This window comes from Aliidiomarina sanyensis (assembly GCF_003987175.1).
GTDB classification, from domain to species: Bacteria; Pseudomonadota; Gammaproteobacteria; order Enterobacterales; family Alteromonadaceae; genus Aliidiomarina; species Aliidiomarina sanyensis.
This window is the reverse complement of sequence record NZ_PIPM01000003.1, coordinates 271,452-296,911: the sequence shown is the minus strand read 5'-3', so window position 1 is coordinate 296,911 and position 25,460 is coordinate 271,452. Positions and strand designations below refer to the sequence as shown.

Sequence of the window (25,460 nt, the reverse complement as noted above, 5' to 3'; positions counted from 1 at the left end):
TGCGCATCCTGTTGGTGTTTTACGGTAGTGTAATGGGAGGACTCACCCAACGCAATGCGTTGGCTACATCGGAAACCAACGCACCGCGTTGGGCTCACCCCCGAACGCGCCGTGACGGAACATGCGTTGGTTACATCAACGTCCGATAAAATGCTTCAATTTTTGCGATGCTCGTGGTTGGTGAGTACTTCTCCATCCCGTAGTCGAGAGTTTGCTTCCCCTCGCGACGAAAACGTTTCACTTGTTGTATTAGGGCGCTTTGCAACGCCAGAGAATCACCAATTGGCAATAATGGTTGGATAAAGGTCGCGCTCCCAGATTTTTGCTGACGGTCGTTGATATACAAGGCGCCTTGCGACCGCGTGGCTATAATCGGCAAACCCATTTGCATGGCCTCTAGAAACACCAGCCCGAAGGGTTCGCTTTTGGCCGTACTGACGAATAGATCAAAGGCACTGAGCCACTCGCGGGAGTTGGATACATAACCGGGAAAGGCCACGTCTCGGCCTGCAATTTTCTTCAATTTCGGCAACATACTTCCGTTGCCAACAATCGCGAGTTTGGTGCCCGGAATGCCGGCACGCTGAAATGAGCGTACTAAATTTATCTGATCTTTGCCTTCTTCCACCCGCCCCAGCGTGCCAATTAATATCTCGTCATCTTGAACTCCGATAGAGGCACGAATGCGTGCCCGAGCTTGGCTGTCGTGAATACGAGGGGTAATCCAGTTATCAATTTGTGTCGATTTCTCTTTGATGGTTTCCGGCATTTGTGCAAGCTGCCATGGTGCGATAGCAATGAGACCATCCAGCACTTTGTGTTGATGCGGTTTGTAATGAATGTGGAGCGTGGCCACTCGCGGACACACGCCTTTGAGCGGATGCAAGGCTTTGCAAGCGTGGCTGAGGTGTGCATGGGCCACGTCCGGTTGTAACTGCTTGATGATCCGTCGGGTCATCCACTTGGCGATCGGTGGGATGCCGTGGACGCGGTGAATTGTGACATCGGACGATACGCGCGGCGCGATAGGGCTCACAGGGTTTTGACATCCACGGCGATGGAGAATGAGATGGACATCATGTCCCGCCTCCGCTTGGAGATTCGCTAAGTCGACGGCGTAGCGTTCACTGCCAGCAAATGAGGAGGTAAGAATGATATGCACTATTTTCATCAGGGATCCGGTGTTGGTTGAGTCAATATGATTGCGCTTGTGCTCGGGGTGGGACGATCCCCCGTTTACGAAGGTTTTAATTGTCTCCGAGATGACTCACAATACGCCAGTTGTCGAATGTAAAATTTAGGTTAGGAAGCTTATGTCCGGATTGCAAAAAAAAGATTTAGGGCCGGAAGTGTACTGGTGGGATGAGCATTTTATTGAAGCGCCCTCCAGTGAGCACTTTCAACCTGCATGGTGGGAGCACCAAGAGCGGGTGTTAGGGAGCTCGAAAGGTCGAAATACCGCCTGGTTTGTGCGGGGAGATCATACGGACATGGTGTTACGGCATTATTACCGAGGGGGTTTGGTTGGAAAAATCCTCACTGACCAATTTTGGTTGGAGCCGGTTGAGAAGAGCCGCGCCATGCGAGAGTTCGCACTGCTGCAATGGATGAGCGATGAAGGATTGCCGGTTCCACGACCTTGTGCCGCTCGCTTTGCCCGTGACGGTGTGTTTTATCGGGCAGATTTGCTGATTACCATGATTCCGAATAGCCGTGATTTATTTCGGATCATGACGGACGATGGTCCACTGTCTGCTGCGCGCTGGCAAGCGGTCGGGAAAACGGTTCGACAGATGCATGACAAAGGGGTGTATCACTCCGATCTCAATTGCCACAACATCATGCTGGATAATCACGACAAAGTCTGGCTGATTGATTTTGACAAGTGTGAGCGTCGGGAGCCGGGCGAGTGGCAACAAGCCAATTGTGATCGGCTATTGCGTTCACTGCGCAAAGAGCTTGGGAAGAATCCAAAGTTCGGTTGGCAAGACAGCGACTGGGCCGCCTTCGAAGCTGGATATAACGGCGATTCGTAGCCAACGCACCGCGTTGGTTCCAAGAAGGGATTCGTAGCCAACGCACCGCGTTGGTTCCAACGAGGGATTCGTAGCCAACGCACCGCGTTGGTTCCAAGAAGGGATTCGTAGCCAACGCAATGCGTTGGCTACAAGGATAAGATGCCACACCCAACGCAATGCGTTGGCTACAAGGATAAGATGCCACACCCAATGCAATGCGTTGGTTACAAGAAAAGATGCCGTAGCCAACGCACCGCGTTGGTTACAAGAAAAGATGCCGTAGCCAACGCACCGCGTTGGTCTTCAAAAGGAGATTCGTAGCCAACGCACCGCGTTGGTTCCGTCAATATAAAAAGGAAAGCTGGCAGGGGTGGAGGGATTCGAACCCCCAACCGTCGGTTTTGGAGACCGCTGTTCTACCAATTGGAACTACACCCCTGCGATAACGGCGAGGATTATACCGCCCATCACATCCCCCGCAAGTCTTTTGTGATCAATTTCGGTCTATTCGCGTAAATATTAATCGGTTCGTTGTAACAATTTTGCAACGAGGCCTGGTTGAGTGTAGTCGCCTTGCTGGTAATTCGAGTGCGGTGGTTGCGCCAAGATTGGCCCCAACGCAGTGCGTTGGCTACGCCAAGATTAGCCGCAATGCAGTGCGGTGGTTGCGCCAAGATTGGCCCCAACGCAGTGCGTTGGCTACGCCAAGATTAGCCGCAATGCAGTGCGGTGGTTGCGCCGAGATTGGCCACAACGCGGTGCGTTGGTTACGCCAAGATTAGCCGCAATGCAGTGCGGTGGTTAGGTTTGGCTTTCTTGACTAATAGAAAAATTTGGCCATAACTTATTCAACAAAAAAGAAAAAAGAAGGAAATAAATGGCACGGACGTCCAGTTCGTCATAACAATGCTCCAGGAGAAACATATGCGTACGTTTAAAATGAAACCGCTTGCGCTTATCGTCGCAGCGGCGCTCGCTCCGCATGCTTTATCCGCTCAGGACACCGATGCGGAACAACCTCAAGGTCAACAACGGGAACGAGTCGAAACGATTGTTGTTACCGGAACTCGGGTTGCAGGACGCTCTGCAGAGGAGTCAACTGCACCCATTGACATCGTTCGCGGTGACGATCTTGCCAACTCAGGTGTGTTTGAATTGAATCAAGCACTTTCCGTAGCACTGCCTTCATACAACTTCCCACGCCCGGGTCTTGCGGACGGGACTGATACGGTTCGTCCGGCGTCACTGCGTGGTCTTGCGCCGGATCAAACCTTGGTCTTGGTGAATTCAAAACGTCGTCACACCGCAGCTCTGGTTAATGTGAATGGAACCATTGGCCGAGGCTCTGCCGCGGTGGATTTGAACACCATTCCAATTGGCGCCATTCAAACGGTTGAAGTCCTGCGTGATGGTGCATCTGCGCAATATGGCTCAGATGCAATTGCTGGTGTTATCAACATTCGTTTGCGTGAAGCGCGTGAGGGTGGAAATGTTTCCCTCCAATACGGCTGGCGCGAAACCAAGTACACGGTTCCCACCACACCACCACCCGCAGGTGCCACGTGGAGTGCGCCCGGCGAAATCTCACGCAGTCGCAGTGACGGTGAGACCGTAGTTTTGAATGCCTGGACCGGTTTACCGCTCACCGACGACGGGTACTTAACACTCGCACTCGAATACCGTGATCAAGAACGCACGGAGCGGGGCGGCTGGGATTATCGTCAACAATATCCATTGGTGGATGGTCAATTTGATCCACGGGAAGCAACGTTCGACCGGTTTAATGCATGGTATGGCGAACCCGAAGTTGAACAGCTCACCTTGTTCGCGAATGCCGGTATTAACATGGCTGATGGCTCGAAGCTCTACGGTTGGGCGTCATATCAAGACCGTTCTGCTGTATCGGCGGGGTTCTATCGTCCCGCTCGCGACGCGCGAAACGTGCCAGAGATCTACCCTGATGGTTTCTTGCCGCTGATTGCACCCGATGTAGAAGACATGAGTGCGGCCATTGGTTATGAGTGGCAAGCGGGTGAATGGGCGATGGATACCTCATTGGTCTATGGCCAGAATGAGATGAAATTTACCATTCAAAACACGCTGAACCGCTCGCTTGGTCCAGCGAGTCCAACCGAGTTTTACGCGGGTGGTTATAGCTATGACCAACTCGTCTTTAACTTGGGTGGCTCACGCTTTATTGACGTGGATGGTTTGGCATCTCCTATGGCGTTATCGATGGGGATTGAAGCCCGTCGCGAAAGTTATGAGATTTTTGCCGGTGAAGAAGCATCGTACATTAACGGTGGTGTGACCTTGAATGGCAACCCGACGGCTTCTGGATCGCAAGTGTTTCCGGGTTTCCGCCCGAGCAACGAAGTAAACGAGAGCCGGAATGCAATTGGTGCGTACATCGATGTGGAAGCCGAACTGACATTAGACTGGTTGGTCTCCGGTGCGATTCGCTTTGAAGACTATTCGGACTTTGGTAACACAGTGACCGGTAAGGTTGCCACGCGCTACGATGTGACCGAGGACTTTGCATTGCGAGCCTCGATCCAAAATGGCTTCCGGGCACCTTCGTTGCAACAGCAATACTTTACCGCAACATCCACCAACTTCATTAACGGAATTCCGTTTGATATCACGACCTTCCCTGTGAACGATCCGGTTGCACAAGCACTCGGTGCCCGTTCATTGGAGCCGGAGGAATCGATTAACTTCTCAGTCGGTGCGGTGATGCGTGTGGGTGATGTGTCGATTACTGTCGATGCATACCGGATTGATATCGATGACCGTATCGTGCTCTCTGAGAACTTGGTGCAAGCCAACGTCCGCGAATATCTGGAAGATCAAGGTTTCGTTGGGATCGGTGGTGGTCGCTTCTTTATTAATGGGGTCGACACGGAAACCCAAGGGGTGGACGTGGTGGTCAGCTGGCCTTGGATGACTGAGAATGCCGGTAACTTTGAGTTTAACTTGCTCGGTAACTTCAATCGGACGAAAGTCACCCGCGTTCCAGCCACAGCGGAGCTTGAGGCATTAGATCCAGCACCAACCTTGTTTGCGCGTACCAACGTGTTGACCTTTGAGAAAGGTTCACCGAAGAACAAGTTGGGTTTCATCACCAACTGGTCTTTGGATAACTGGTCAGCCACGATGCGTGTGACGCGCTATGGCGAGGTGCTTTCACCGAACAACAACCCAGCGCTCGATTTTGAACTGAGTGCGAAAACCTTGGTTGATTTAGAAGGCCGTTACAGTATCAACGACAATTGGTCGATTGCACTGGGTGCCGATAATATTTTCGACACCTATCCGGATCCGAACCCAATTCAGTTGAATACAACGGGCGCCACGTCGTTCTCGAACTATTCACCGTTCGGACGCTCGGGTCGCTTTGTATATGGCCGGGTTGCGTATCGTTTCTAACCTCCCCCCGGGACCGCTCAAAAGCCAACGCCGATGCGTTGGCTTTTTTTTGCCTGCGTTGGGGTGGGGTGTGAACGTTTGGGCTGGGGCCCAACGCATTGCGTTGGCTACGTCTAGATTGGGGGTGGGGTGTGAACGTTTGGGCTGGGGCCCAACGCATTGCGTTGGCTACAGGGCGTTATGAACTGTGGGGGTTTGCTGTTACAATGCGGCGGTTTTTTGATGGGTAAAATGGCGAATTCATGAGCAAGTTACAAAAAGAGGTCGCGAAGCGACGCACGTTCGCGATCATCTCGCACCCGGATGCGGGTAAAACGACAATTACCGAGAAAGTTCTTTTGCATGGACAAAAGCTGCAAAAGGCCGGGACCGTAAAAGGAAAGAAATCTGGTCAGCATGCTAAATCTGACTGGATGGAAATGGAAAAAGAACGGGGAATCTCGGTTACCACGTCGGTCATGCAGTTCCCGTATCGGGAATCATTGGTGAACCTGCTCGATACCCCAGGTCACGAGGACTTTTCGGAAGATACGTATCGTACCCTCACTGCGGTCGATTCATGTTTGATGGTGATCGACGCGGCGAAAGGTGTTGAGGAACGGACTATCAAATTGATGGAAGTAACTCGATTGCGTGATACGCCCATCATCACCTTTATGAACAAACTTGACCGAGATATTCGTGACCCACTCGAATTGCTGGATGAGGTTGAAGATGTCCTGAAGATTATGTGTGCGCCAATCACTTGGCCCATTGGTCAAGGGAAAAACTTCAAGGGTGTGTATCATCTGCTGCGTGACGAGACTATTTTCTATAAGACCGGTCAGGGTCATCGTATTCAAGAAGTCGATATTATCAAAGGCTTGGATAATCCGGCGTTGGACGCACGGGTTGGCTCGTATGCGGATGAATTGCGGGAGCAGATCGAGCTGGTGAAAGGGGCATCCCATGAGTTTGACCTAGAGTTATTCCTCGAAGGTGAACTGACGCCGGTCTACTTTGGGACCGCCTTGGGTAATTTTGGGGTTGATCACATGCTGGATGGCTTGGTGGATTGGGCTCCTACACCACAAAGCCGCGAGACCGATAGTGGATTGGTCGTTTCTTCCACAGATGAGCGTTTCTCAGGTTTTGTCTTTAAGATTCAGGCGAATATGGATCCAAAACACCGGGACCGTGTGGCCTTTATGCGAATTGTTTCAGGTCGCTACGAGCAAGGCATGAAAATGAAGCATGCGCGCATTGGGAAGGATGTGCGGATTGCGGACGCACTTACCTTTGTCGCGGGTGATCGTGAACACGTAGAAGAAGCGTGGCCGGGCGATATCATTGGCTTGCATAATCACGGCACGATTCAGATTGGCGACACCTTTACCTGGGGGGACGAATTTAAGTTCACCGGTATTCCGAATTTCGCACCGGAACTGTTCCGTCGGATTCGTCTGCGCGATCCGCTGAAACAGAAGCAGTTGCTCAAAGGGCTCGTCCAGCTCTCAGAAGAAGGCGCCGTGCAAGTATTCCGACCACTCAGCTCGAATGATTTGATTGTGGGTGCGGTGGGTGTGCTTCAGTTCGACGTGGTGGTGCATCGCTTGAAGTCTGAGTATAAGGTGGATGCCATGTATGAGACGGTTCAAGTGGCCACAGCCCGCTGGGTTTACTGTGATGATGCGAAGAAGTTCGAAGAGTTTCAGCGCAAAGCAGACCATAACCTTGCGCTGGATGGCGGCGATAATCTCGCGTATATCGCACCGACGATGGCGAACTTGTCATTGACCCAAGAGCGCTTCCCGGATGTGCAGTTCCGCCGCACCCGAGAGGTGTAAGATAGAATTTGTGCGGCGTTAGACGAGCTCGAGCGCCTCTGCGATATTCTTCACGCCCTGGATGGTCATGCCATCTGGGGCTTTTTTTGGCACATTTGCGATCGGCACAATGGCGCGCTTGAAGCCATGTTTCGCCGCCTCATTCAGTCGGTCTCCTCCGTTTGGAACGGGACGAATCTCACCGGAAAGCCCGACCTCGCCAAAGACGATCATATCGCGAGGCAACGGGTTGTCCCGGTAAGACGAGACAATGGCGAGCAGCAGGGCCAAGTCGGCACTGGTCTCTTGTACGCGAACTCCGCCCACCACATTCACAAATACATCTTGGTCGCCGAGCATCAGGCCGCCATGGCGATGTAAAACTGCGAGGAGTAACGCGAGTCGGTTTTGTTCTGTGCCCACCGCAACCCGGCGAGGGTTCGAAAGCTGTGAATGGTCTACCAAGGCCTGAATTTCAACGAGGAGCGGACGCGTGCCTTCCCACACAGTCAGCACCACTGAGCCGCTGCCGTGTTCTTCGCCCCGGCTTAAAAATATAGCCGAGGGGTTTTTCACCTCTTTCAGGCCATCGCCCATCATGGCGAAAACCCCAAGCTCATTGACCGCCCCGAAGCGATTCTTTGTGCCCCGCAGCGTACGGTAGCGCGAATCGCTATCGCCATCGAGAATGACCGAGCAATCGATACAATGCTCGAGGACTTTTGGTCCTGCGAGGGAGCCATCTTTGGTGACATGACCGACCATGATGATGGCAACATTGTTTTGTTTTGCGTAGCGAGTTAAATACGCGGCGGTCTCGCGCACCTGAGACACACTCCCCGGGGCAGACTGGATATCGCTTAAGTGCATCACCTGAATGGAGTCGATGACCATGATTTTGGGCTTTTCTTGATCGGCCAGCTGGCAAATGAGTTCCACGGATGTTTCCGCCAACATGCGCAGTTTATCCGTCGGAAGATTTAAGCGCTGGGCGCGCATGGCGACCTGCTGTAACGATTCCTCTCCCGTCACATAAAGTGCCGGCATGGTTTGCGCAAGTTTGCACATGGTTTGCAGTAGGAGCGTACTTTTCCCGGCCCCAGGGGAGCCACCAATCAAAATAGCTGAACCGGGGACGATCCCCCCTCCGAGGACGCGGTCAAATTCGGTAAAGGTGCTCGAAAATCGGGGAACTTGTTGGAGGTCAACCTCACTCAGCGTCTGCACCTTGGCATCTGTTATGCCGGCAAAACCACTGCGTCCAGCGGCGGTTGCATGACGCGGCTGCGCGGCTCCTAGACGAACTTCACTGATCGTATTCCAGGCGCCACATTCTGAACATTGCCCTTGCCAACGAGGAAAATCCGCTCCACAGTCGGTACATACATAGGCGGTTTTCTGTTTGGCTTTTGCCATGGCTTGCTCCTGAGTAAGGTACTGCGGTTTTCTTAGCGGGCGTTTCGTAGAATAATGCCCAATGTCGCAGTTTATAATTTTTGTTCACGAATAATAAGGGAAGCATGGGGTGAGGGGAACCAGATATTTTTGTGCGCCATTATTCCTTGTATTGGTTGGGTTCTTCTGCGTGCCTTATTCACTAGCCGGTAAACTTGTGGACGGGCGCATGGAGCAAGAGTCTCTGCGTGTCGCGAGTTTAAATTATTGTTTGGACCAGCAGTTGGCGCCGCACCTTGCCGCGGATGCTTTTTTTCCTGCGGCAGCGCATGGTGGGCGAGTTGAGTCGTTACTCCAATGGCAGCCGGATGTTGTGTTGGCAACCCCTTTTACTTCCGCGCTAACGGTTCGTTCGTTGCAAGCCGCTGGTTTGCGGGTTGAGACCGTGGCGGAACCGCAACGTCTTGATGAGGTCGCAGCGGTTCGTCATCAGTTAACGCAGCTCACCGGCGCGGACTTGCCGGTGTTTCAGATTGAAGCGAAGGTTTCCGGAGTTTCGACCCCTGGGGTGGTGTTTTATCTGGCGAATCAATGGAGTTTTGGTAGCGACACCTTGTGGGATGAGGTCGCCGAGCGAATGGGGTGGCGAAATTTGGCTGCCCAGCAGGGCGGTGGGTTGGTCAGTGTTTCCCTTGAACAAGTGCTCGCTTGGCAACCCGAGATTCTTGTGTTTGAACAGGGCGATGCGGAGGTGGGGCTGGCGTATTTGGCGCTTCAGCACCGTGCGTTGCGGCGATATATTGAGGAATCTGACGTACGCGTCATCTATTTACCGCGGGATCTGAGCGGATGTATGGCCCAGCGCCTTCCCGAGGTGATTGATGCGTTGTATTAGCCGTCACGGGGCCCAACGCGGTGTTACGGAACATGCGTTGGTTACGTCCGATGTGTGGGCCCAACGCGGTGCGTTGGGAGCGTAAATGAATAGGGAATCACGCATGACAAAAAACACCCATGTGCATCGTTGGGTCTTACTGGTGGGAATCCTCATCAGCATCGTTGTCGCGCTGCATATTGGTGCGATGCCGATTGCGGTCTGGCCCGGTTTGCTCGGGCAGGATGAGCTCGCGCGCCAGGTTCTCCTCGAGATTCGCTTGCCACGTGTCTTACTAGCGCTCTTGGTAGGCGCGGGGCTGGGGCTGGCCGGAGCTGCCATGCAGGGGTTGTTGCGCAATCCGCTCGCAGAACCTGGGATACTCGGTGTATCTTCCGGATCGGCTCTTGCGGCGGTGGTTGTCTTGTATTTTGGCATTGCCGGTTGGCACAGCTTGATGCTCCCGATCTCTGCCATGCTCGGCAGCGCCTTAGCGCTGTTTATTGTTGTGACCATAGCCGGTTTGCGTGCCTCCATGACCGCACTGATTCTAGCTGGTGTGGCGGTATCCGCCTTCTTTTCCGCATTAATTGCGTTAGCACTGAGTTTGTCGCCGTCTCCCTTTGCGTTGCAGGAGATCAACTTTTGGTTGCTTGGCTCGTTTGCCTATCGAGACCTGGCCCATGTGGGCTTGGTCGCCGTTACGGTCATTCCGGGCGCTTTGATACTTCTCGGTCGTGGACGCTTCCTCGAGGGCCTGACATTGGGGGAGGAGAGTGCAGCGGCCATGGGCTTTCATGTTCCCCGTGAGCGACTCTTTGTGTTGATTGGCACGGCGGTTGTTGTGGGCGGAGCCGTAGCAGTCACCGGCGTGATTGGATTTGTCGGTTTAATCATTCCTCATCTCATTCGGCCGCTGGTCCGAGCCAATCCTCGTGCACTTTTATTGAGTTCCATGCTTGCCGCTGCGCTGCTGGTGCTCTGGATGGATATGTTGGCCCAAGTGCTGCCCACGACCCGGGAGTTGCAAATTGGTGTGCTCAGCGCTTTGGTCGGCGGCCCATTCTTCTTGCTGTTGTTGCTCCGCGCGAAGCGAGGATATCGGTTATGAGTGTCCATGTAAAAGCGCTTCAGTTTGCCTATGGGCCCCCGCTATTTGATGGGCTTTCTTGCTCCTTTAGCTCAGGTCGAGTCACCGGAATCCTCGGTGAGAATGGTTGTGGCAAAAGCACTTTATTGAAAATGATCGCCGGCATTGAGCGGCCGCAGGCTGGAATGATTTGTTGGGGGAGTGAGTCAATGGCTGGCTGGTCCCCTGAGCAACGTGCTCGGTTGATGGGGTATCTGGGCCAAGGGATGCGTTCAGCTTGGGCGATGCCAGTGCGTGATGTGGTGGCGCTGGGACTGCGCGAGGTGCAGGAAACGAACCTTAATGAAGCGATGAAAGCGACCGATTGTGCTCACTTGGCGGAACGCAAAGTGACTGAGTTGTCGGCGGGGGAATTGCAGCGGGTGATGTTGGCGCGCACGCTCGTCGGGGATCCCGCGCTGATTTTAGCCGATGAACCCACCACGGGCCTCGATCCGAGACACCAACAACAGGTATTCACGTTACTGCAGAACCGCGCACGGGCCGGCGCAACGGTGTTGGTGGTGCTGCATGATCTTAATGCGGCCCAGACCTGGTGTGATGATGTGGTGATTTTATCTCGACCCGAAACCGATGCAGCACACGTTGTAGCGCAGGGTCAGGCCAGTGACGTGTTAACCCCCGAGCGCATCCACGCGGTATTTGGTGTGGTGTCGGTTGGGTTTTAATGTCGTGACCAACGCGGTATTTGGAGTGGTGTCGGTTGGGTTTTAATGTCGTGACCAACGCGGTGCGTTGGCTACTTGGGACCCAGCGCGTTAATTACGAGAGGATATCAATGAGGCCGGCGAGCGAGTCTTCAATACTGACATCGGCGACTTCGCGCAAAATAGGTTTGGCGTTGTAGGCGACGCCCAGACCGGCCGCTTTAAGCATCGGGATGTCGTTGGCCCCATCTCCCACGGCAATGGTTTGCTCCCGTGGAATCCCATACTGCCGCATCAGGGCTTCGAGTGCATCCGCCTTGGCTTGTGCATCGACAATGGAACCAAGCAAGCGCCCCGTTAACATGCCATTTTGAACTTCAAGTACATTACAGGCCACGTAGTCCGCTCCGAAGCGCATGCTGGCCGTGTCGGCAAACCAGGTAAAACCGCCGCTTACGATAGCAATCCGCCAGCGGTGCTTCTTAAAAAAGCGAAGCAACTCGTCGGCCCCTTCAGAATATGGAAGATTGTCCGCCATATCCCAAATGAGCGATTCCTTCACGCCCTTGAGAAGTTTCACGCGCTGTTGCAACGCTTCGGTGAAATCAAGTTCACCCTGCATTGCCTGCTCAGTGACCCGTGCAACTTCTTCGCCATGGCCTGCAGCGGCCGCGATGGCATCAATGCTTTCCATTTGAATCAGCGTGGAATCCATATCGAAGATAGCGATTCCGGGCTTTTGAACATCCGGTAAACTTTTCATCAATTCATCCTGAGCGGTGAAAAAATCCAGCGTGAACCCCGCATGCGATCGGTGGTTGCGCACCATGAAACCGTGTAAAAACAGATCAACTTTATTGCCTGACCTCGCGTGCTACGCTAAAGTTGCCGCTATGAATATACCCCAAGCTGGTGTTGAAAACCTAGTGGTAAAACAACCTTCTACAAAGCGTCCATGGCTCCTTCCCGGTGAGCGTTGGTATCGGCGCATCGTGACAATGCTGGTTGCGCTCATCCTGCTCACTGCACTTTTGATTTCATTTTGGCAGTCTCGCTCTGAAGGAGACCGCGTGCTGGTGGCCCATACCGAAAACCTGGCACGTCTGATTGTTTCGCAGGCCGAGCATGAGGCGCGCATTTGGTTTTTGGAAGATAACCACGAAGGTTTGAGTAGTTTAGCTGCACATCTCCAAGCGCAAGAAGAAATTCTGGAAGTCAGTATTCAAGACGAGCTGGGACGGCCGGTAGTGCGCGTGGGTCACAACCTACCGATCCACGAATATTTACTCAGTCTGCCCGACGATATGTGGGCGGTTCCGATGGTCGTGCCGGTCTTGGAGCATGGCGGACCGGGAGCCCAACTGCTCGGTTTTGTTCGTATCACCTTTGATTACGATCGTATCACCGCGCAATCGCGCCCGTATCATCGTGCCTCGTGGCAGAATCAGCTGCTCATGCTTGTACTTGCTTTTCTCTCCGGCGCATTGATTGCCTTTGCCATGCTCCGCCGTCGTCGTGCTATTCCGGTGCATATTGAGCCACCGGAGGCGTCATGACTTGGTGTTCGGGTTTTTTGCCGGGAGAATCGTTTGATCACTTGGCGGATTCCCATTGCCATCTCGATTTTCCTGAGTTTGATGACGACCGCGACACCATACTGGATCGGGCTCGAGCAGCGGGCGTAAGGCGATTTTTGGTGCCCGGTGTACGCGCTGATCAATGGCGTCGGTTACGTGAGCTGGCAGGCCATTACGACGATTGGTCTTATGCGCTGGGATTGCATCCTTATTTTATCGACGCCCATGTTGAAGCGGATTTCGTGAGGCTTGAGCAGGAACTCGCTGCTGACAAGCAGCCGCTCGCGCTTGGTGAGATTGGCCTTGATGCCACGGTGGGGGCTCACGATTGGCAACAGGTGGTCTTCAAGAAACAAGTGGATTTGGCTGCGGCCCATGGGTTACCCGTGATCTTGCATCATCGAAAAACCTTGGATGTCATGCTAAAAATAGTCAAAGCAGCGAATGTGCGGGCTGGGGTTATTCATGCATTTAGCGGCAGCTATGAACAAGCTATGGCGTGGATTGACCAAGGTTTTTATTTGGGCGTTGGTGGTGTGATTACCTATGAGCGGGCGCGCAAGACTCGGGATGCGATTCGTCGGGTGCCGGCTGAGGCGCTGTTATTGGAAACCGATAGTCCGGATATGCCGGTGCAGGGGTATCAGGGGCAGCGGAACGAGCCTGCGCGTTTGGTTATGATCCGTGACGCCTTGCGGGAAATAAGACGGTAGCCAACGCATCGCGTTGGGGCAAAACAGAACCGTAGCCAACGCATCGCGTTGGGGTAAAACAGAACCGTAGCCAACGCATCGCGTTGGGGTAAAACAGAACCGTAGCCAACGCATCGCGTTGGGGCAAAACAGAACCGTAGCCAACGCATCGCGTTGGGGTAAAACAGAACCGTAGCCAACGCATCGCGTTGGGTGACATTCGGATGGTATAAGGAAAAATAAAATGGGATTGCATGTGATTTCGCATCCATTGGTTCAGCATAAACTGGGCCTTATGCGGGTGGAGGGTATCAGTACGAAAGGTTTTCGCGAGCTCGCGAATGAACTGGGAAACCTTCTTACCTATGAGGCGACCAAGGATCTTGAGCTCGAAACGCAAACCATCACGAGTTGGAGTGGCTCGCAGATTCCTGTGAAACGCATTAAAGGTAAGAAAATTACCGTTGTTCCCATTTTGCGCGCCGGTCTAGGCATGTTGGACGGTGTGTTGCAGCTCATTCCGAGCGCGAAGGTCAGTGTGGTTGGGTTATATCGCAATGAAGAAACCCTCGAACCGGTTCCGTATTATGAGAAGTTTGCTGGCAATATCGACGAGCGGATGGCTTTGGTGATCGATCCCATGTTAGCGACCGGCGGTTCGATGGTCGCGACCTTAGATATGCTCAAAGAGCATGGTTGTAAAGAGATTCGCGTGTTGGTTCTAGTCGCAGCCCCAGAAGGTGTGAAGCGCGTTTTAGACGCTCATCCGGACGTTGATATCTATGCCGCCGCGCAAGATGAGCGCTTGAATGACAAAGGATACATTTTGCCCGGCCTGGGTGACGCCGGCGATAAAATCTTCGGCACCAAGTAGCCAACGCACCGTCCCGGAACATGCGTTGGGAACCAAATTGAAGAAAATGTGATGTAGCCAACGCAATGCGTTGGTTACGTCCACCAACTTAGACCCAACGCAATGCGTTGGTTACGTCCACCAATTTAGGCCCAACGCGGTGCGTTGGTTACGTCCACCAACTTAGACCCAACGCAATGCGTTGGCTACGTCTACTATCGCATTGCGTTGGTTACAGAAAAGGGGCTGTGCTACAATCGCGGCACTTTTTCGACATTGGATACAGGAACCCAATAGCGATGGCGCAATACATTTACAGTATGCTGCGGGTGAGCAAAGTTGTCCCCCCGAAACGTACGATTCTCAAAGATATTTCCTTAAGTTTTTTCCCGGGTGCCAAGATTGGTGTACTCGGTTTGAATGGTGCCGGTAAATCAACGTTGTTGCGGATTATGGCGGGCGTCGACAAAGAGTTCGACGGCGAAGCACGGCCGCAACCAGGCATTAAAATTGGCTACCTTCCTCAGGAACCTGAGCTGGATACCAGCAAGACGGTTCGTGAAATTGTTGAAGAAGCCGTTTCCGATGTGAAAAACGCACTGACTCGCCTAGATGAAATTTATGCAGCCTATGCGGAAGAAGGCGCGGATTTCGATGCCCTTGCGAAAGAACAGGGCGAGATGGAAGCCATTTTGCAGGCCAAAGATGGTCACAATCTCGAGAATGCGCTCGAGCGCGCGGCAAACGCACTGCGCTTACCCCCATGGGATGCCAAAATTGAGCATTTGTCGGGTGGTGAGCGTCGCCGAGTCGCGATCTGTCGCTTGCTGCTAGAAAAGCCAGATATGCTGCTCCTCGATGAACCGACCAACCACTTGGACGCCGAATCGGTGGCCTGGCTGGAGCGCTTCCTACACGATTATGAGGGCACTGTCGTTGCGATTACCCACGACCGGTACTTCCTTGATAACGTCGCGGGCTGGATTCTCGAACTTGACCGTGGATACGGGATTCCATGGGAAGGCAACTACTCGAGCTGGTTGGAGCAAAAAGATGCTCGCTTGGCGCAAGAAGAGCGGACTGAAGCTGCGCGTCAGAAATCGATTAAGAAAGAGCTTGAGTGGGTACGCCAGAACCCGAAAGGACGCCAAGCGAAGAGCAAGGCACGGATGGCTCGCTTTGAAGAGTTGCAATCCAGTGATTATCAATCACGGAACGAAACCAATGAGCTCTTTATTCCACCAGGTCCACGTTTGGGTGACAAAGTGTTGGAGGTTAAAAACCTCAAGAAGAGCTATGGCGATCGCTTACTGATCGATGATTTGACCTTTAGCATGCCGAAGGGCGCTATTGTTGGGATTATTGGTCCGAACGGTGCAGGTAAATCGACCTTGTTCCGGATGATTACCGGCAAAGAGCAGCCGGATGCTGGCAGCATCGAGATTGGCGAAACCGTCCATCTGGCCTCTGTTGAACAGTTCCGTGACCACATGGACGACAAGAAGACCGTGTGGGAAGAAGTATCCGATGGTTTGGATATGATGAAAATTGGCAACTACGAAGTTTCAAGCCGCGCGTATGTGGGCCGCTTTAACTTCCGCGGAAATGATCAACAAAAACGCATTGGTGAGTTGTCGGGCGGGGAGCGCAATCGGATTCACCTCGCGAAGCTGTTGAAAGCCGGTGGCAACTTATTACTGCTCGATGAGCCGACCAACGATTTGGACGTTGAAACGCTTCGTGCACTTGAAGAAGCATTGCTTGAGTTTCCAGGGGCTGCGATGGTTATCTCGCACGACCGTTGGTTCCTCGACCGAGTTGCAACCCATATTCTCGATTATCGTGATGAAGGGAAAGTAACCTTCTATGAAGGAAACTATTCAGATTACGAAGAGTACATGAAGAAGACCTTTGGTGCTGATGCAATGGAACCGCATCGCATTAAATATAAGAAAATTAGTAAGTAAAGCGCGAATGCGCCCGGTCTCTTGAAGAAGGGGCCGGGCGTTTTTGTATGTTGATCTCGGAGTTTCGGGGGTTCCTTTGTTGTTATCTGTGATTCTGGCAGCGTCGGTCGTTGCGTCGGATATGGAACGAATTACGGTCACCGGCACGCGAATTCCGCAATCGCAAGCGGAACAACCGGTTCCGGTGCAAGTGATTTCGCGAAATGAAATTGCGCGCCTGCAAGGGGGATCAATCTTGCCTTTGCTGCGTCAAATTGCGGGCGCGGAAGTCTATCAAACCGGCGGGTTCGGTGGGCAAACCTCAGTTTTTTTACAAGGTGGTGGGAGCGGCCAAGTGCTGGTGCTATTAGATGGGCAACCGTTGACCAGCCCAACGCTCGGCAGTGCAGCACTGCAAAACTTACACCCTGATGAAGTAGAACGCATTGAAGTTGTTCGGGGTGCACGGTCATCGCTCTACGGATCCAACAGCATGACAGGTGTCATTCATATTTTCACGCGGGAAGCCGAGCGCAATGAGGCGAGTGTGCGGGTTCGTCACGGAGCGCATAATTTCCGGGAACTTGCTGGCTCTGCAAGTTATCAGACCGATTTTAGTCAGCATCAGCTCCAGTTCTCCCGTCGCTTATTTGAAGGCTATGACCTCACTGTGGATCGTGAATTTGGCAATCAAATGATGGATGGAGCACAAGCGACCAACTTCAGCTTGAATAATCGATTTGATGTGTCGGATCGCTTGCAAATTCGCTTGCGTCACACGGATAACCGCAGTCTCGCGGAGTATGACCAATCCTGCTTTGATCCTGAAACCTTTGAGCGTGTAACCTGTTTTCCCGCAACGCAAACGCGGCAGCAAGGGACAGTGGGGCGCTTTGATGTCCAGTGGCGTCCGGGGCTTCGTCATGAATGGCAGCTTGGCGAATGGCGCGAGCGGATGCGAACGGTCAATCGGGGTGATTCGGAATCATTCTGGTTGGGTCTTGGCGATGAGTTTATGACCGAGCGTCAACACCTGTCATGGCTGCAAACCCAGCGCCTCGCCGGTGGGAATCAACAGCTATCCATTGGGCTCGATTGGCAAGAGGAAACCGCTGAACTGGAGCCGATGCCACTGGACAATGAGCGCCGACGCAGTGTTGCCGGTCTAGCGCAACATCAATGGAGTTACCCGAACTGGCAGGTTAATCTTGGCGGGCGCCTCGAGCATGTCACCGGATTTGGGGTGCAGGGTTCACATCATGTGGATTTTGGTTGGACGGGTGTCGATGGTTGGTTGTTTGGGGCCGGACAGGGCAGTGGATATCGCTTACCGACCTTCAATGACCTGTATTGGCCGCAAGGTGGGAACCCCAATCTAGATACAGAACGTTCACGTAACTGGCGGGCGTTTAGCCGCTATTACACCGGGTATGGGCACGCGGAAGTTGAGCTTTTTCGGAACGAATTTACCAACCTGATTGCATGGGCGCCAACTGCCGATCCGCTGCTGTGGGAGCCGCAAAATATCGGCTCGGCCCGTGCTCACGGAGCGACTTTGCGCTGGGAGCATCAGCTGGGTGTCTGGCGCTTGCGTGCCCACGGAACGGTGCAAAGCACCTACGACCGTGAAACCGGCCAAGGACTTCTGTATCGAGCTGATCGCTTTGGCAACCTGACCGCGAGTTATGGCTTTGCCGAAGGGGTGTTATCTGCCGATGTCTACATGAGTAGCTCTCGCCTCGGGGATGCTGTAACCGGGGAGCGCTTACCGGGCTATTGGCTGTTGAATGCGCGGTGGGAGCAGGTGCTTCTGCCCCAGTGGCATTTTTACGTCAGCATGGATAACTTGCTGGATAAAGAGTATGTCCAGCGTCCGGGCTTTCATGAACCTCGGCGCCAGTTTCGGATTGGACTCTCGTACCATTGGCGCTAACACCTTTTGCGTTGGCGGCGCTGACGGTTGTTTGGTATGATCAACGGCAGAATTTTTGGCGATAAATTGAATATATTCAGGAGTGCGCATGTCTGGTTCTGAGATGACGATTGCCGGGTTTGATCCCGAGCTGTGGGAAGCGATGCAAGCCGAAGTGCAGCGTCAAGAGGAGCATATCGAACTGATTGCTTCAGAAAACTATACCAGCCCGCGGGTGATGGCAGCACAAGGCTCGCAGCTCACCAACAAGTATGCGGAAGGGTACCCAGGCAAGCGTTACTACGGTGGCTGCGAGTTTGTTGATATTGCGGAGAACCTCGCGATTGAGCGTGCCAAAGAATTGTTCGGTGCGACTTATGCAAACGTGCAGCCCCATGCTGGATCGCAGGCCAACACAGCGGTGTTTATGGCACTCTGTAAAGCGGGGGACACGGTACTGGGCATGAGCCTTGCGCACGGAGGTCACTTGACGCATGGTTCACACGTGAATTTCTCGGGCATAAACTACAATGCTGTGCAGTATGGTTTGAGCGAAGCGACCGGTGAGATTGATTACGACCAAGTGCGCGCCTTGGCCCACGAACACAAGCCAAAAATGATTATTGCAGGATTCTCGGCGTATTCAGGAATTGTTGATTGGCAGAAGTTTCGCGAGATTGCCGACGAAGTGGGCGCTTACTTGTTGGTCGATATGGCACATGTGGCGGGTCTGGTTGCGGCAGGACTGTATCCAAACCCAGTGCCAATTGCGGACGTGGTAACCACCACCACGCATAAAACGCTCGCAGGCCCGCGGTCCGGTTTGATTCTCAGCGGAAAAGATGACCCTGAGTTGCACAAAAAACTGAACAGCTCAGTTTTCCCCGGCAATCAAGGTGGTCCGTTGATGCATGTGATCGCTGCGAAAGCCGTAGCGTTCAAAGAAGCGCTGCAGCCTGAATTTAAAGAATATCAGAAGCAAGTTCTCAAGAATGCCAAGGCGATGGTGCAGGCGATGCAAGAACGTGGGTATGACATCGTTTCTGGCGGCACGGAGAACCACTTATTCTTGGTCGATTTGATCAACAAAGATATCACTGGCAAAGATGCCGATGCAGCCTTGGGTCGTTCGTATATTACCGTGAACAAAAACTCCGTCCCAAATGACCCACGTTCGCCGTTTGTGACCTCGGGCCTGCGTTTGGGGACTCCAGCCATAACGCGTCGTGGCTTCAAAGAGGCGGAAGCGGCGCAAGTAGCGCATTGGATCTGCGACGTGTTGGATAGCTTTGCGGTAAATGGTGGCGAGAGTGACCCTGCGGTTGAAGCACGGGTTCGTGAGGAAGTGAAAGCCCTGTGTGCTCGCTTCCCAGTCTACGCTAAGTAACGGGTCTGAACTGAGGCACGTGTATGCATTGTCCGTTTTGCAATGAGCAAGACACCAAAGTCATTGATTCCCGGTTGGTCGCGGATGGCTTGTCTGTGCGCCGGCGCCGGGAGTGCAATGCATGCAAAGAACGTTTCACCACCTTTGAAAGTGCTGAGCTCGTGATGCCCCGTGTGATCAAAAGCAATGGGGCCCGCGAGCCGTTCAACGAAGACAAACTCCGAGCCGGCTTGCTGCGTTCTTTGGAAAAGCGCCCGGTGAGCCTTGAGGCGATGGAGAAGACCATCAACCGGATCAAATCCAAATTACGTGCAACCGGTGAGCGGGAAGTGTCCAGCAAGTTGATTGGTGGTCTTGTCATGGAACAGCTCAAGCAACTCGACAAGGTTGCTTACATCCGTTTCGCTTCGGTGTACCGCTCATTTGAAGACATTCGAGACTTTGGCGAGGAGATCGCCCGTCTTGACGACTAATTTCGATTTCTCCCCCGCTGATTTCTTCTACATGCGCCGCGCGCTCATGCTGGCGCGGTATGGTCGTTTTACCACCCATCCAAATCCGAATGTTGGCTGTGTGATCGTTCGCAGTGCCGAGGGTCGCATGGAGGCTACTGAGAGCGCGTGGATCGATGCGATCGTGGGTGAGGGCTATCATGCTCGTGCGGGTGAACCGCATGCCGAAGTCCATGCATTGCGAGCGGCAGGTGAAAAGGTCAAAGGAGCGACCGCTTACGTCACGCTGGAACCATGTAGTCATTTTGGCCGGACTCCGCCGTGTGCCAATGCGTTGATTGAAGCGGGTGTGTCGCGTGTGGTGGTGGCAATGCGCGACCCGTTTCCAGAGGTCGCGGGACAAGGCATTCAGCGCCTGAAAGATGCCGGAATTCAGGTGGATGTGGGGTTGTGTGAGGATGAGGCTTACGCAGTGAGTCGTGGGTTTTTCACACGGGTGGAGAAACAGCGGCCCTTGGTTTTACTGAAACTGGCCACCACCTTAGATGGGAAGATTGCGCTCGCGAATGGCGAGAGCAAATGGGTGACCAGTCCCGAAGCACGCGCGGACGTGCAACTTGGACGTGCCGAAGCGGGGGCCATTTTAACTGGTGCACGGACCGTGTTGCTCGATGACCCAACGTTAAACGTTCGTCCCGAACAGTTTCCAGAAGGGAGCGTGTACGGCGATTTTCCGGTACGCCAACCGGTCCGGGTGGTGTTGGACGCCCGTGTTGAGGTTCCGATGTCGGCCAAACTTCTGCAGGACGGCGCGCCGGTCTGGTTGATTCGAACCCAGTCATCTGGGCAGACGTTACCTGACCACGTTGAAGAGATCGTGGTCCAAGGCGATGGGTATGGGCGTATTGACCTGCATGCATTGATGGCAGAGTTGGCGCAGCGTCAGATCCACACGGTGTGGGTCGAGGCAGGAGCGCGCCTTGCGGGGGCGCTGGTCCAAGCCGATTTAGTTGATGATTTGATTTTGTATCAGGCTCCGAAGTTTTTTGGGCCAGATGGTTTGAATGGAATGAATTTGCCCACTGTGTCTGATATGCAGGCGGTGGTGTCCTGGCAGATTCAGGGCTGCACACGTGTTGGGCCTGATATCAAATTGGTCTTGCAGCACCCGAAGACTGCAACCTAAACTTTTCTATGCACATGAACGCAAACGAGGATGTCCCGATGTCGACCTTAAACACCACTGCCGAAATTATTGAAGATATGAAAGGCGGCAAGATGGTTATTCTGATGGACGATGAGGACCGTGAGAATGAGGGTGACCTGATCATGGCCGCCGAGTGTGTGACGCCAGCGGCTATAAACTTTATGGCGCGCTACGGCCGCGGTTTGATTTGTTTAACCCTTACCGAAGAGCGCTGCCAGCAACTCCGTCTACCGCTCATGGTCGGGCAAAATAATTCGCCGTATGCGACCAACTTTACCGTATCGATTGAAGCGGCCGAAGGGGTCACCACGGGAATTTCTGCGGCGGATCGCGCGCGTACGGTACTTGCGGCCGTTGCAAAAGATGCGAAGCCAACTGATTTGGTAATGCCGGGCCATATTTTTCCGTTAAAAGCGCGGGATGGCGGGGTGCTGAATCGCGCGGGCCATACCGAAGCGGGGTGCGATCTCGCTCGGCTTGCAGGGTTTGAGCCGTCCTCGGTGATTGTTGAGATTCTAAACGAAGATGGCAGCATGGCGCGTCGTCCAGACTTAGAGAAGTTTGCGCAAGAGCACGGCATTAAAATTGGGACCATTGCGGACTTGATTGAATACCGTTCATTGACCGAGCGCACGATCGAACGGGTGGCACAATGTCAGTTGCCAACGGCCTATGGTGAATTTGATCTGGTCACGTATCAGGATACCGTGGATGGTCAGGTGCATTTCGCGCTGATTAGCGGTGAAATTGATGGCTCCCAGCCGGTCAATGTGCGTGTGCACTTGCAAGATACCTTCAATGACTTACTGGCTACCGAACGGGCAAGCCGACGCAGTTGGCCGCTGTATCGGGCCATGCGAAAAATTGCGAATGAAGGGGGCGTGTTGGTTTTGCTAGGCCGTCAGCAAACCCCAAAAGATTTGATTAATCAGGTGCGCTTCTTTGAACAGGAAGACAAGGGCGAAGTGCACCCGACGGCTACCCTGAGCAATCAGTCGCGCAACGTCGGGGTTGGGTCGCAGATCCTTGCGGATTTGGGTGTCCACAAAATGCATTTGTTGAGTTCACCGAAGAAATACTCCGCGCTATCTGGCTTTGGACTAGAAGTGATTGATTTTATTGAGGACAAGTAAGCGCAGTGATCTGCTCTGCAAGTTCGCAATTAGTCCGCGTGGCGACGTTCTTGCGCTCGCCTTCGCGGCACACAAAACCATTTAGAAAATCAATTTCCGTCGGCCGCTTGGCGTGCTTGTCTTGCAGCATACTGCAATAATTCCCTGCCGTATTCCGAATCACTTCACGCACTTGGGTGAGGAGTTGATCTGCATCGAGCTTTGGATTCAGGTTGGCAATCTCTTCACAAATCGCGCGCAATTTCGGCGCGTAAATTTCATCGCGAAGCACTCCGTTGACCCCGTTTGCCAGAGTCGCAAGCGGGTTGATTGCACAGTTGATGGCGAGCTTCTCCCAGCGTTTCAGTTCGATGTCATCACACCAATGAAGTGGCGGAAGCGCTGCTGCAAGATCCGAGAACCAAGGTGGAGCAGGTATTGTACGCAGAGTTTCGTCTTCCTGCTCTTTCGCATGTCGCAGACCGAACCAACTTTGCCCAAGCCCCGCATGCAGACTGTGGGTGCGTGATTGTCGCCAGGCACCGTGGGTCGTGACCAGATCATAAACCGATACGAATTCACTGAGCATTGCATCCGCCGCACCCATGCCGTTATGACTGATGATTACAGGCTGCCGACGCGGAAGCTGGAGGTCGGTCAAGAGAGGTTCCAGTTGCCATGCTTTGACAATAATGAGCCAAACGGCGTCTGCGGGCGCCTCGGATGCGCTTTGAATGACAGGAAAGGTCGCGCTTTCAGTCGTTTGGTCATAGGTGCGGCTGAGAGTGATATTCGCTCCCTCTGCTTGGCGCGCATAGATTTGTACGGTGTGCTGCGCGCGCTGCAGTCCTAATGCCCACAAGGTTCCCAATGCACCTGTACCGACCACCACCCAGTTTGCCATGTGCTCTCCTTAGTTCGCTCTGCATATCCTAACGGGAATTCAGGATATCAGCCAATGTTTTGAAGGTTGGCAGGCTGATTGGGCTGGGGACCCAACGCGGTGCGTTGGCTACGATGTATCGGCGACGTCTGGGGTGGGTTGCATACCACTGCAGGGTGTCTGCCGCATGGATGCGGCAGTCAAGCCCCCATGGATGGGTTCACGGCGTCCCTGCAGGGGTATCGAGCCACGCCGGGCTGGGAGCCTTGATTGGGCTGGGGACCCAACGCGGTGCGTTGGCTACGATGTATCGGCGAAGTCTGGGGTGGGTTGCATACCGCTGCAGGGTGTCTGCCGCATGGATGCGGCAGTCAAGCCCCCATGGATGGGTTCACGGCGTCTCTGCAGGGGTATCGAGCCACGCCGGGCTGGGAGCCTTGATTGGGCTGGGGACCCAACGCGGTGCGTTGGCTACGGGGTCAGCGTTGCTGGGCGCGGCTTTCGTCCTCAAGCCGTTGAATCGGCTTGCGGATGCTCCAGAGGAACAGCAAGCTCGGAATAACCATGACGGTCGTTAAGAAAAAGAACACCGCCCAGTTGCCATCTAACCAATCCACGACAGCGCCACTGTAAGACGCGAGAACCGTTCGTCCAAGCGTCCCAACCGAGGCCATCAGTGCATATTGAGTTGCGGTAAAGGCGCGATTGCAGAGCAAGCTAATCAGTGCCACAAAGGCCACCGTGGACCACGCAGAGGTAAACCCATCACTTATCACGGCAGCAAGGAATAACCCTTTGTGGGGGCCGGTCAACGCCAGTGCTGAAAACAGCAGGTTACTCAGAGCCATGGCGGAACCACCGATAAATAGGCCCTTGAGAATGCCAAAGCGCATATTCACGTAACTGCCGATCAGAGCAAACGCGATGGTGACCCACCAATTGACCAACTTGGAGTACATGCCGATCTCCGTGTTGGTAAAACCAATCTCTTGATAGAACACGATCGACATCCGGCCAAGGAAGGCCTCACCAATTTTAAAGAGCAGCACAAAGAGTAATACCGAGAGCGCAAAACGCGGGCCGCTCCGTCGGAAAAACTCAGCGAGAGGTTCAATCATGGTCACAACGATCCACGCGGCGATTCGATGGCGCCGATGAACTGGCAATAAATCAGCAACCCCAGCACGTTCCGCTTGGCGTTGAAGGTGCACCAGGGCCATCACCAAGCCCGTTAAGAAGGCGAGCATGATGATAAACCAAAGCACCCAAAGCGTGCGTGGGATCAGCACACCGGTTAGATCTGAAACCCAACTTGATAACGCGGTTACTTGTCCGGAAATCGCAAAAATAAGGCCGCCTAACAGTGCAAAAGCAAAGCCAGTCATCGCAAGGGTTTTCCCTGGCTCCCGCGCTGCAATTTGCTGGTAATGTAGCTCCGCCTCTTGTTGTTTTAATCCTCGCTGAGTTTTCGGCTCACGGGCTATCCAGACACCGGCGCTCAGCAGTACCATGATGCCGGCGAGGACATAATACACATGAGACCAGTCCCAATTGGGTAGATCGGAGAGAAAGAACGGAATCGCTCCGAGTCCGGCAAAGCCAGTCCACCAACCCGCAGTGGCCATCGCAGCGCCGGCACTTTGCACGTTGCCTTCGTCTTCGCCAACCGAATCAATCCGATACGCATCGATGCCAATATCTTGCGTTGCTGAAAAAATCGCGATTCCAAGGGCAAGCAGGGCAGCGAGGGTGAGGTGTGTTTGGAAATTGACCGAGGCAATGGCAATACAGGTTCCGATGATGCCCAGTTGGCAGAGAAGTATCCATCCTCGGCGGTGGCCAAGCCATGCGCTTAGGAACGGCGCTCGCACGCGATCAACGATTGGCGACCAAAGGAAGTTTACGGAATAGACCGCAAATACCGCACCAAAATAGCCAATCATGGAGCGGGTAAAGCCCAGTTCGTTGAGCCAAGCACTCAGCGCCGAGCCGATCATGACCCAAGGAAAGCCGCTGGCAATGCCGAACAGAAAGATCGTCAGCAGACGGCGCTGGCTGTAGAACTGAATGATATCCAGCCAGCCCTTCGGAACGCCGGATGGCGTTGTCGGTGTCGACACG

At 53.7% G+C, this 25,460-nt stretch carries 20 protein-coding genes and 1 tRNA gene; 15 read left to right on the top strand and 6 right to left on the bottom strand.

Features of this window, described 5'->3' with window-relative positions; all coding sequences use genetic code 11:
• Positions 1-130 precede the first annotated feature (130 nt).
• On the bottom strand, positions 131-1,171 hold the full coding sequence (locus CWE11_RS05100) for a glycosyltransferase (protein ID WP_126776511.1): 1,041 nt from the start codon (positions 1,169-1,171) through the stop codon (positions 131-133).
• A gap of 142 nt (positions 1,172-1,313) precedes the next feature.
• Here CWE11_RS05100 and CWE11_RS05095 point away from each other — a divergent pair, with 142 nt between their 5' ends.
• A complete protein-coding gene (locus CWE11_RS05095; protein WP_126776510.1) occupies positions 1,314-2,036 on the top strand; it encodes a 3-deoxy-D-manno-octulosonic acid kinase in 723 nt (240 codons plus the stop codon).
• A gap of 344 nt (positions 2,037-2,380) precedes the next feature.
• Here CWE11_RS05095 and CWE11_RS05090 read toward each other — a convergent pair.
• A tRNA-Trp gene (locus CWE11_RS05090) sits at positions 2,381-2,457 on the bottom strand.
• A 485-nt stretch (positions 2,458-2,942) separates the two neighbouring features.
• Between CWE11_RS05090 and CWE11_RS05085 the strand changes: the two genes are divergently transcribed.
• Both CWE11_RS05085 and prfC read left to right on the top strand, forming a co-directional pair.
• A complete protein-coding gene (locus CWE11_RS05085; RefSeq protein ID WP_126776509.1) occupies positions 2,943-5,447 on the top strand; it encodes a TonB-dependent receptor plug domain-containing protein in 2,505 nt (834 codons plus the stop codon).
• A 242-nt stretch (positions 5,448-5,689) separates the two neighbouring features.
• Entirely contained in the window at positions 5,690-7,273 is a 1,584-nt protein-coding gene (gene prfC, locus CWE11_RS05080; protein ID WP_126776508.1) for a peptide chain release factor 3, read from the top strand.
• 18 nt (positions 7,274-7,291) lie between these two features.
• On the opposite strand, the gene radA is transcribed toward prfC, so the two are convergent.
• Positions 7,292-8,668 (bottom strand): DNA repair protein RadA, encoded by a 1,377-nt coding sequence (gene radA / locus CWE11_RS05075; protein WP_126776507.1) that lies wholly within the window; start codon positions 8,666-8,668, stop codon positions 7,292-7,294.
• A gap of 208 nt (positions 8,669-8,876) precedes the next feature.
• On the opposite strand from radA, the gene CWE11_RS05070 reads away from it, so the two are divergent.
• The 3 genes from CWE11_RS05070 (at position 8,877) to CWE11_RS05060 (ending at position 11,339) form a co-directional block, all read left to right on the top strand.
• Positions 8,877-9,542 carry an ABC transporter substrate-binding protein gene (locus CWE11_RS05070; RefSeq protein WP_126776506.1) on the top strand — a complete coding sequence of 222 codons (666 nt, stop codon included), beginning with the start codon at positions 8,877-8,879 and terminating at the stop codon, positions 9,540-9,542.
• Positions 9,543-9,645: 103 nt separating this feature from the next.
• Positions 9,646-10,632: a FecCD family ABC transporter permease gene (locus CWE11_RS05065; RefSeq protein ID WP_126776505.1), complete on the top strand. Its 987-nt coding sequence runs from the start codon at positions 9,646-9,648 to the stop codon at positions 10,630-10,632.
• Positions 10,629-11,339, top strand: coding sequence for an ABC transporter ATP-binding protein (locus tag CWE11_RS05060; protein ID WP_126776504.1), 711 nt, complete (start codon positions 10,629-10,631; stop codon positions 11,337-11,339). Before CWE11_RS05065 ends, CWE11_RS05060 begins: the two co-directional genes overlap by 4 nt.
• Positions 11,340-11,433: 94 nt before the next feature.
• Here the strand turns inward: CWE11_RS05060 and serB are convergent, their stop codons facing one another.
• Positions 11,434-12,081 carry a phosphoserine phosphatase SerB gene (gene serB, locus CWE11_RS05055; protein ID WP_157981291.1) on the bottom strand — a complete coding sequence of 216 codons (648 nt, stop codon included), beginning with the start codon at positions 12,079-12,081 and terminating at the stop codon, positions 11,434-11,436.
• Between the two features lie 130 nt (positions 12,082-12,211).
• Here serB and CWE11_RS05050 point away from each other — a divergent pair, with 130 nt between their 5' ends.
• The 9 genes from CWE11_RS05050 to ribBA all read left to right on the top strand — a co-directional run bounded on the left by CWE11_RS05050 (position 12,212) and on the right by ribBA (position 22,477).
• Complete coding sequence (locus CWE11_RS05050; RefSeq protein WP_157981290.1) at positions 12,212-12,874, top strand: AhpA/YtjB family protein; 663 nt, start codon at positions 12,212-12,214, stop codon at positions 12,872-12,874.
• The gene (locus CWE11_RS05045; protein WP_126776501.1) at positions 12,871-13,608 is read left to right on the top strand and encodes a TatD family hydrolase; all 738 of its coding nucleotides are present in this window, start codon (positions 12,871-12,873) and stop codon (positions 13,606-13,608) included. The genes CWE11_RS05050 and CWE11_RS05045 overlap by 4 nt, the downstream gene beginning before the upstream one ends.
• Positions 13,609-13,831: 223 nt before the next feature.
• Complete coding sequence (gene upp / locus CWE11_RS05040; RefSeq protein ID WP_126776500.1) at positions 13,832-14,461, top strand: uracil phosphoribosyltransferase; 630 nt, start codon at positions 13,832-13,834, stop codon at positions 14,459-14,461.
• Positions 14,462-14,739: 278 nt separating this feature from the next.
• On the top strand, positions 14,740-16,407 hold the full coding sequence (gene ettA / locus CWE11_RS05035; protein WP_126776499.1) for an energy-dependent translational throttle protein EttA: 1,668 nt from the start codon (positions 14,740-14,742) through the stop codon (positions 16,405-16,407).
• A gap of 43 nt (positions 16,408-16,450) precedes the next feature.
• Entirely contained in the window at positions 16,451-18,319 is a 1,869-nt protein-coding gene (locus tag CWE11_RS05030) for a TonB-dependent receptor domain-containing protein (RefSeq protein ID WP_206750180.1), read from the top strand.
• Between the two features lie 88 nt (positions 18,320-18,407).
• Positions 18,408-19,685 carry a serine hydroxymethyltransferase gene (glyA, locus tag CWE11_RS05025; protein WP_126776497.1) on the top strand — a complete coding sequence of 426 codons (1,278 nt, stop codon included), beginning with the start codon at positions 18,408-18,410 and terminating at the stop codon, positions 19,683-19,685.
• Between the two features lie 23 nt (positions 19,686-19,708).
• Positions 19,709-20,158: a transcriptional regulator NrdR gene (gene nrdR, locus CWE11_RS05020; protein WP_126776496.1), complete on the top strand. Its 450-nt coding sequence runs from the start codon at positions 19,709-19,711 to the stop codon at positions 20,156-20,158.
• On the top strand, positions 20,148-21,323 hold the full coding sequence (gene ribD / locus CWE11_RS05015) for a bifunctional diaminohydroxyphosphoribosylaminopyrimidine deaminase/5-amino-6-(5-phosphoribosylamino)uracil reductase RibD (protein WP_241971729.1): 1,176 nt from the start codon (positions 20,148-20,150) through the stop codon (positions 21,321-21,323). Before nrdR ends, ribD begins: the two co-directional genes overlap by 11 nt.
• Positions 21,324-21,361: 38 nt before the next feature.
• Complete coding sequence (ribBA, locus tag CWE11_RS05010) at positions 21,362-22,477, top strand: bifunctional 3,4-dihydroxy-2-butanone-4-phosphate synthase/GTP cyclohydrolase II (protein ID WP_126776495.1); 1,116 nt, start codon at positions 21,362-21,364, stop codon at positions 22,475-22,477.
• Here the strand turns inward: ribBA and CWE11_RS05005 are convergent.
• Together CWE11_RS05005 and CWE11_RS12140 are read right to left on the bottom strand one after the other, a co-directional pair.
• Positions 22,461-23,360, bottom strand: coding sequence for a ketopantoate reductase family protein (locus CWE11_RS05005; protein WP_126776494.1), 900 nt, complete (start codon positions 23,358-23,360; stop codon positions 22,461-22,463). The genes ribBA and CWE11_RS05005 overlap by 17 nt on opposite strands.
• A 458-nt stretch (positions 23,361-23,818) precedes the next feature.
• Positions 23,819-25,459: an AmpG family muropeptide MFS transporter gene (locus CWE11_RS12140; protein ID WP_126776493.1), complete on the bottom strand. Its 1,641-nt coding sequence runs from the start codon at positions 25,457-25,459 to the stop codon at positions 23,819-23,821.
• Position 25,460: the final 1 nt, after the last annotated feature.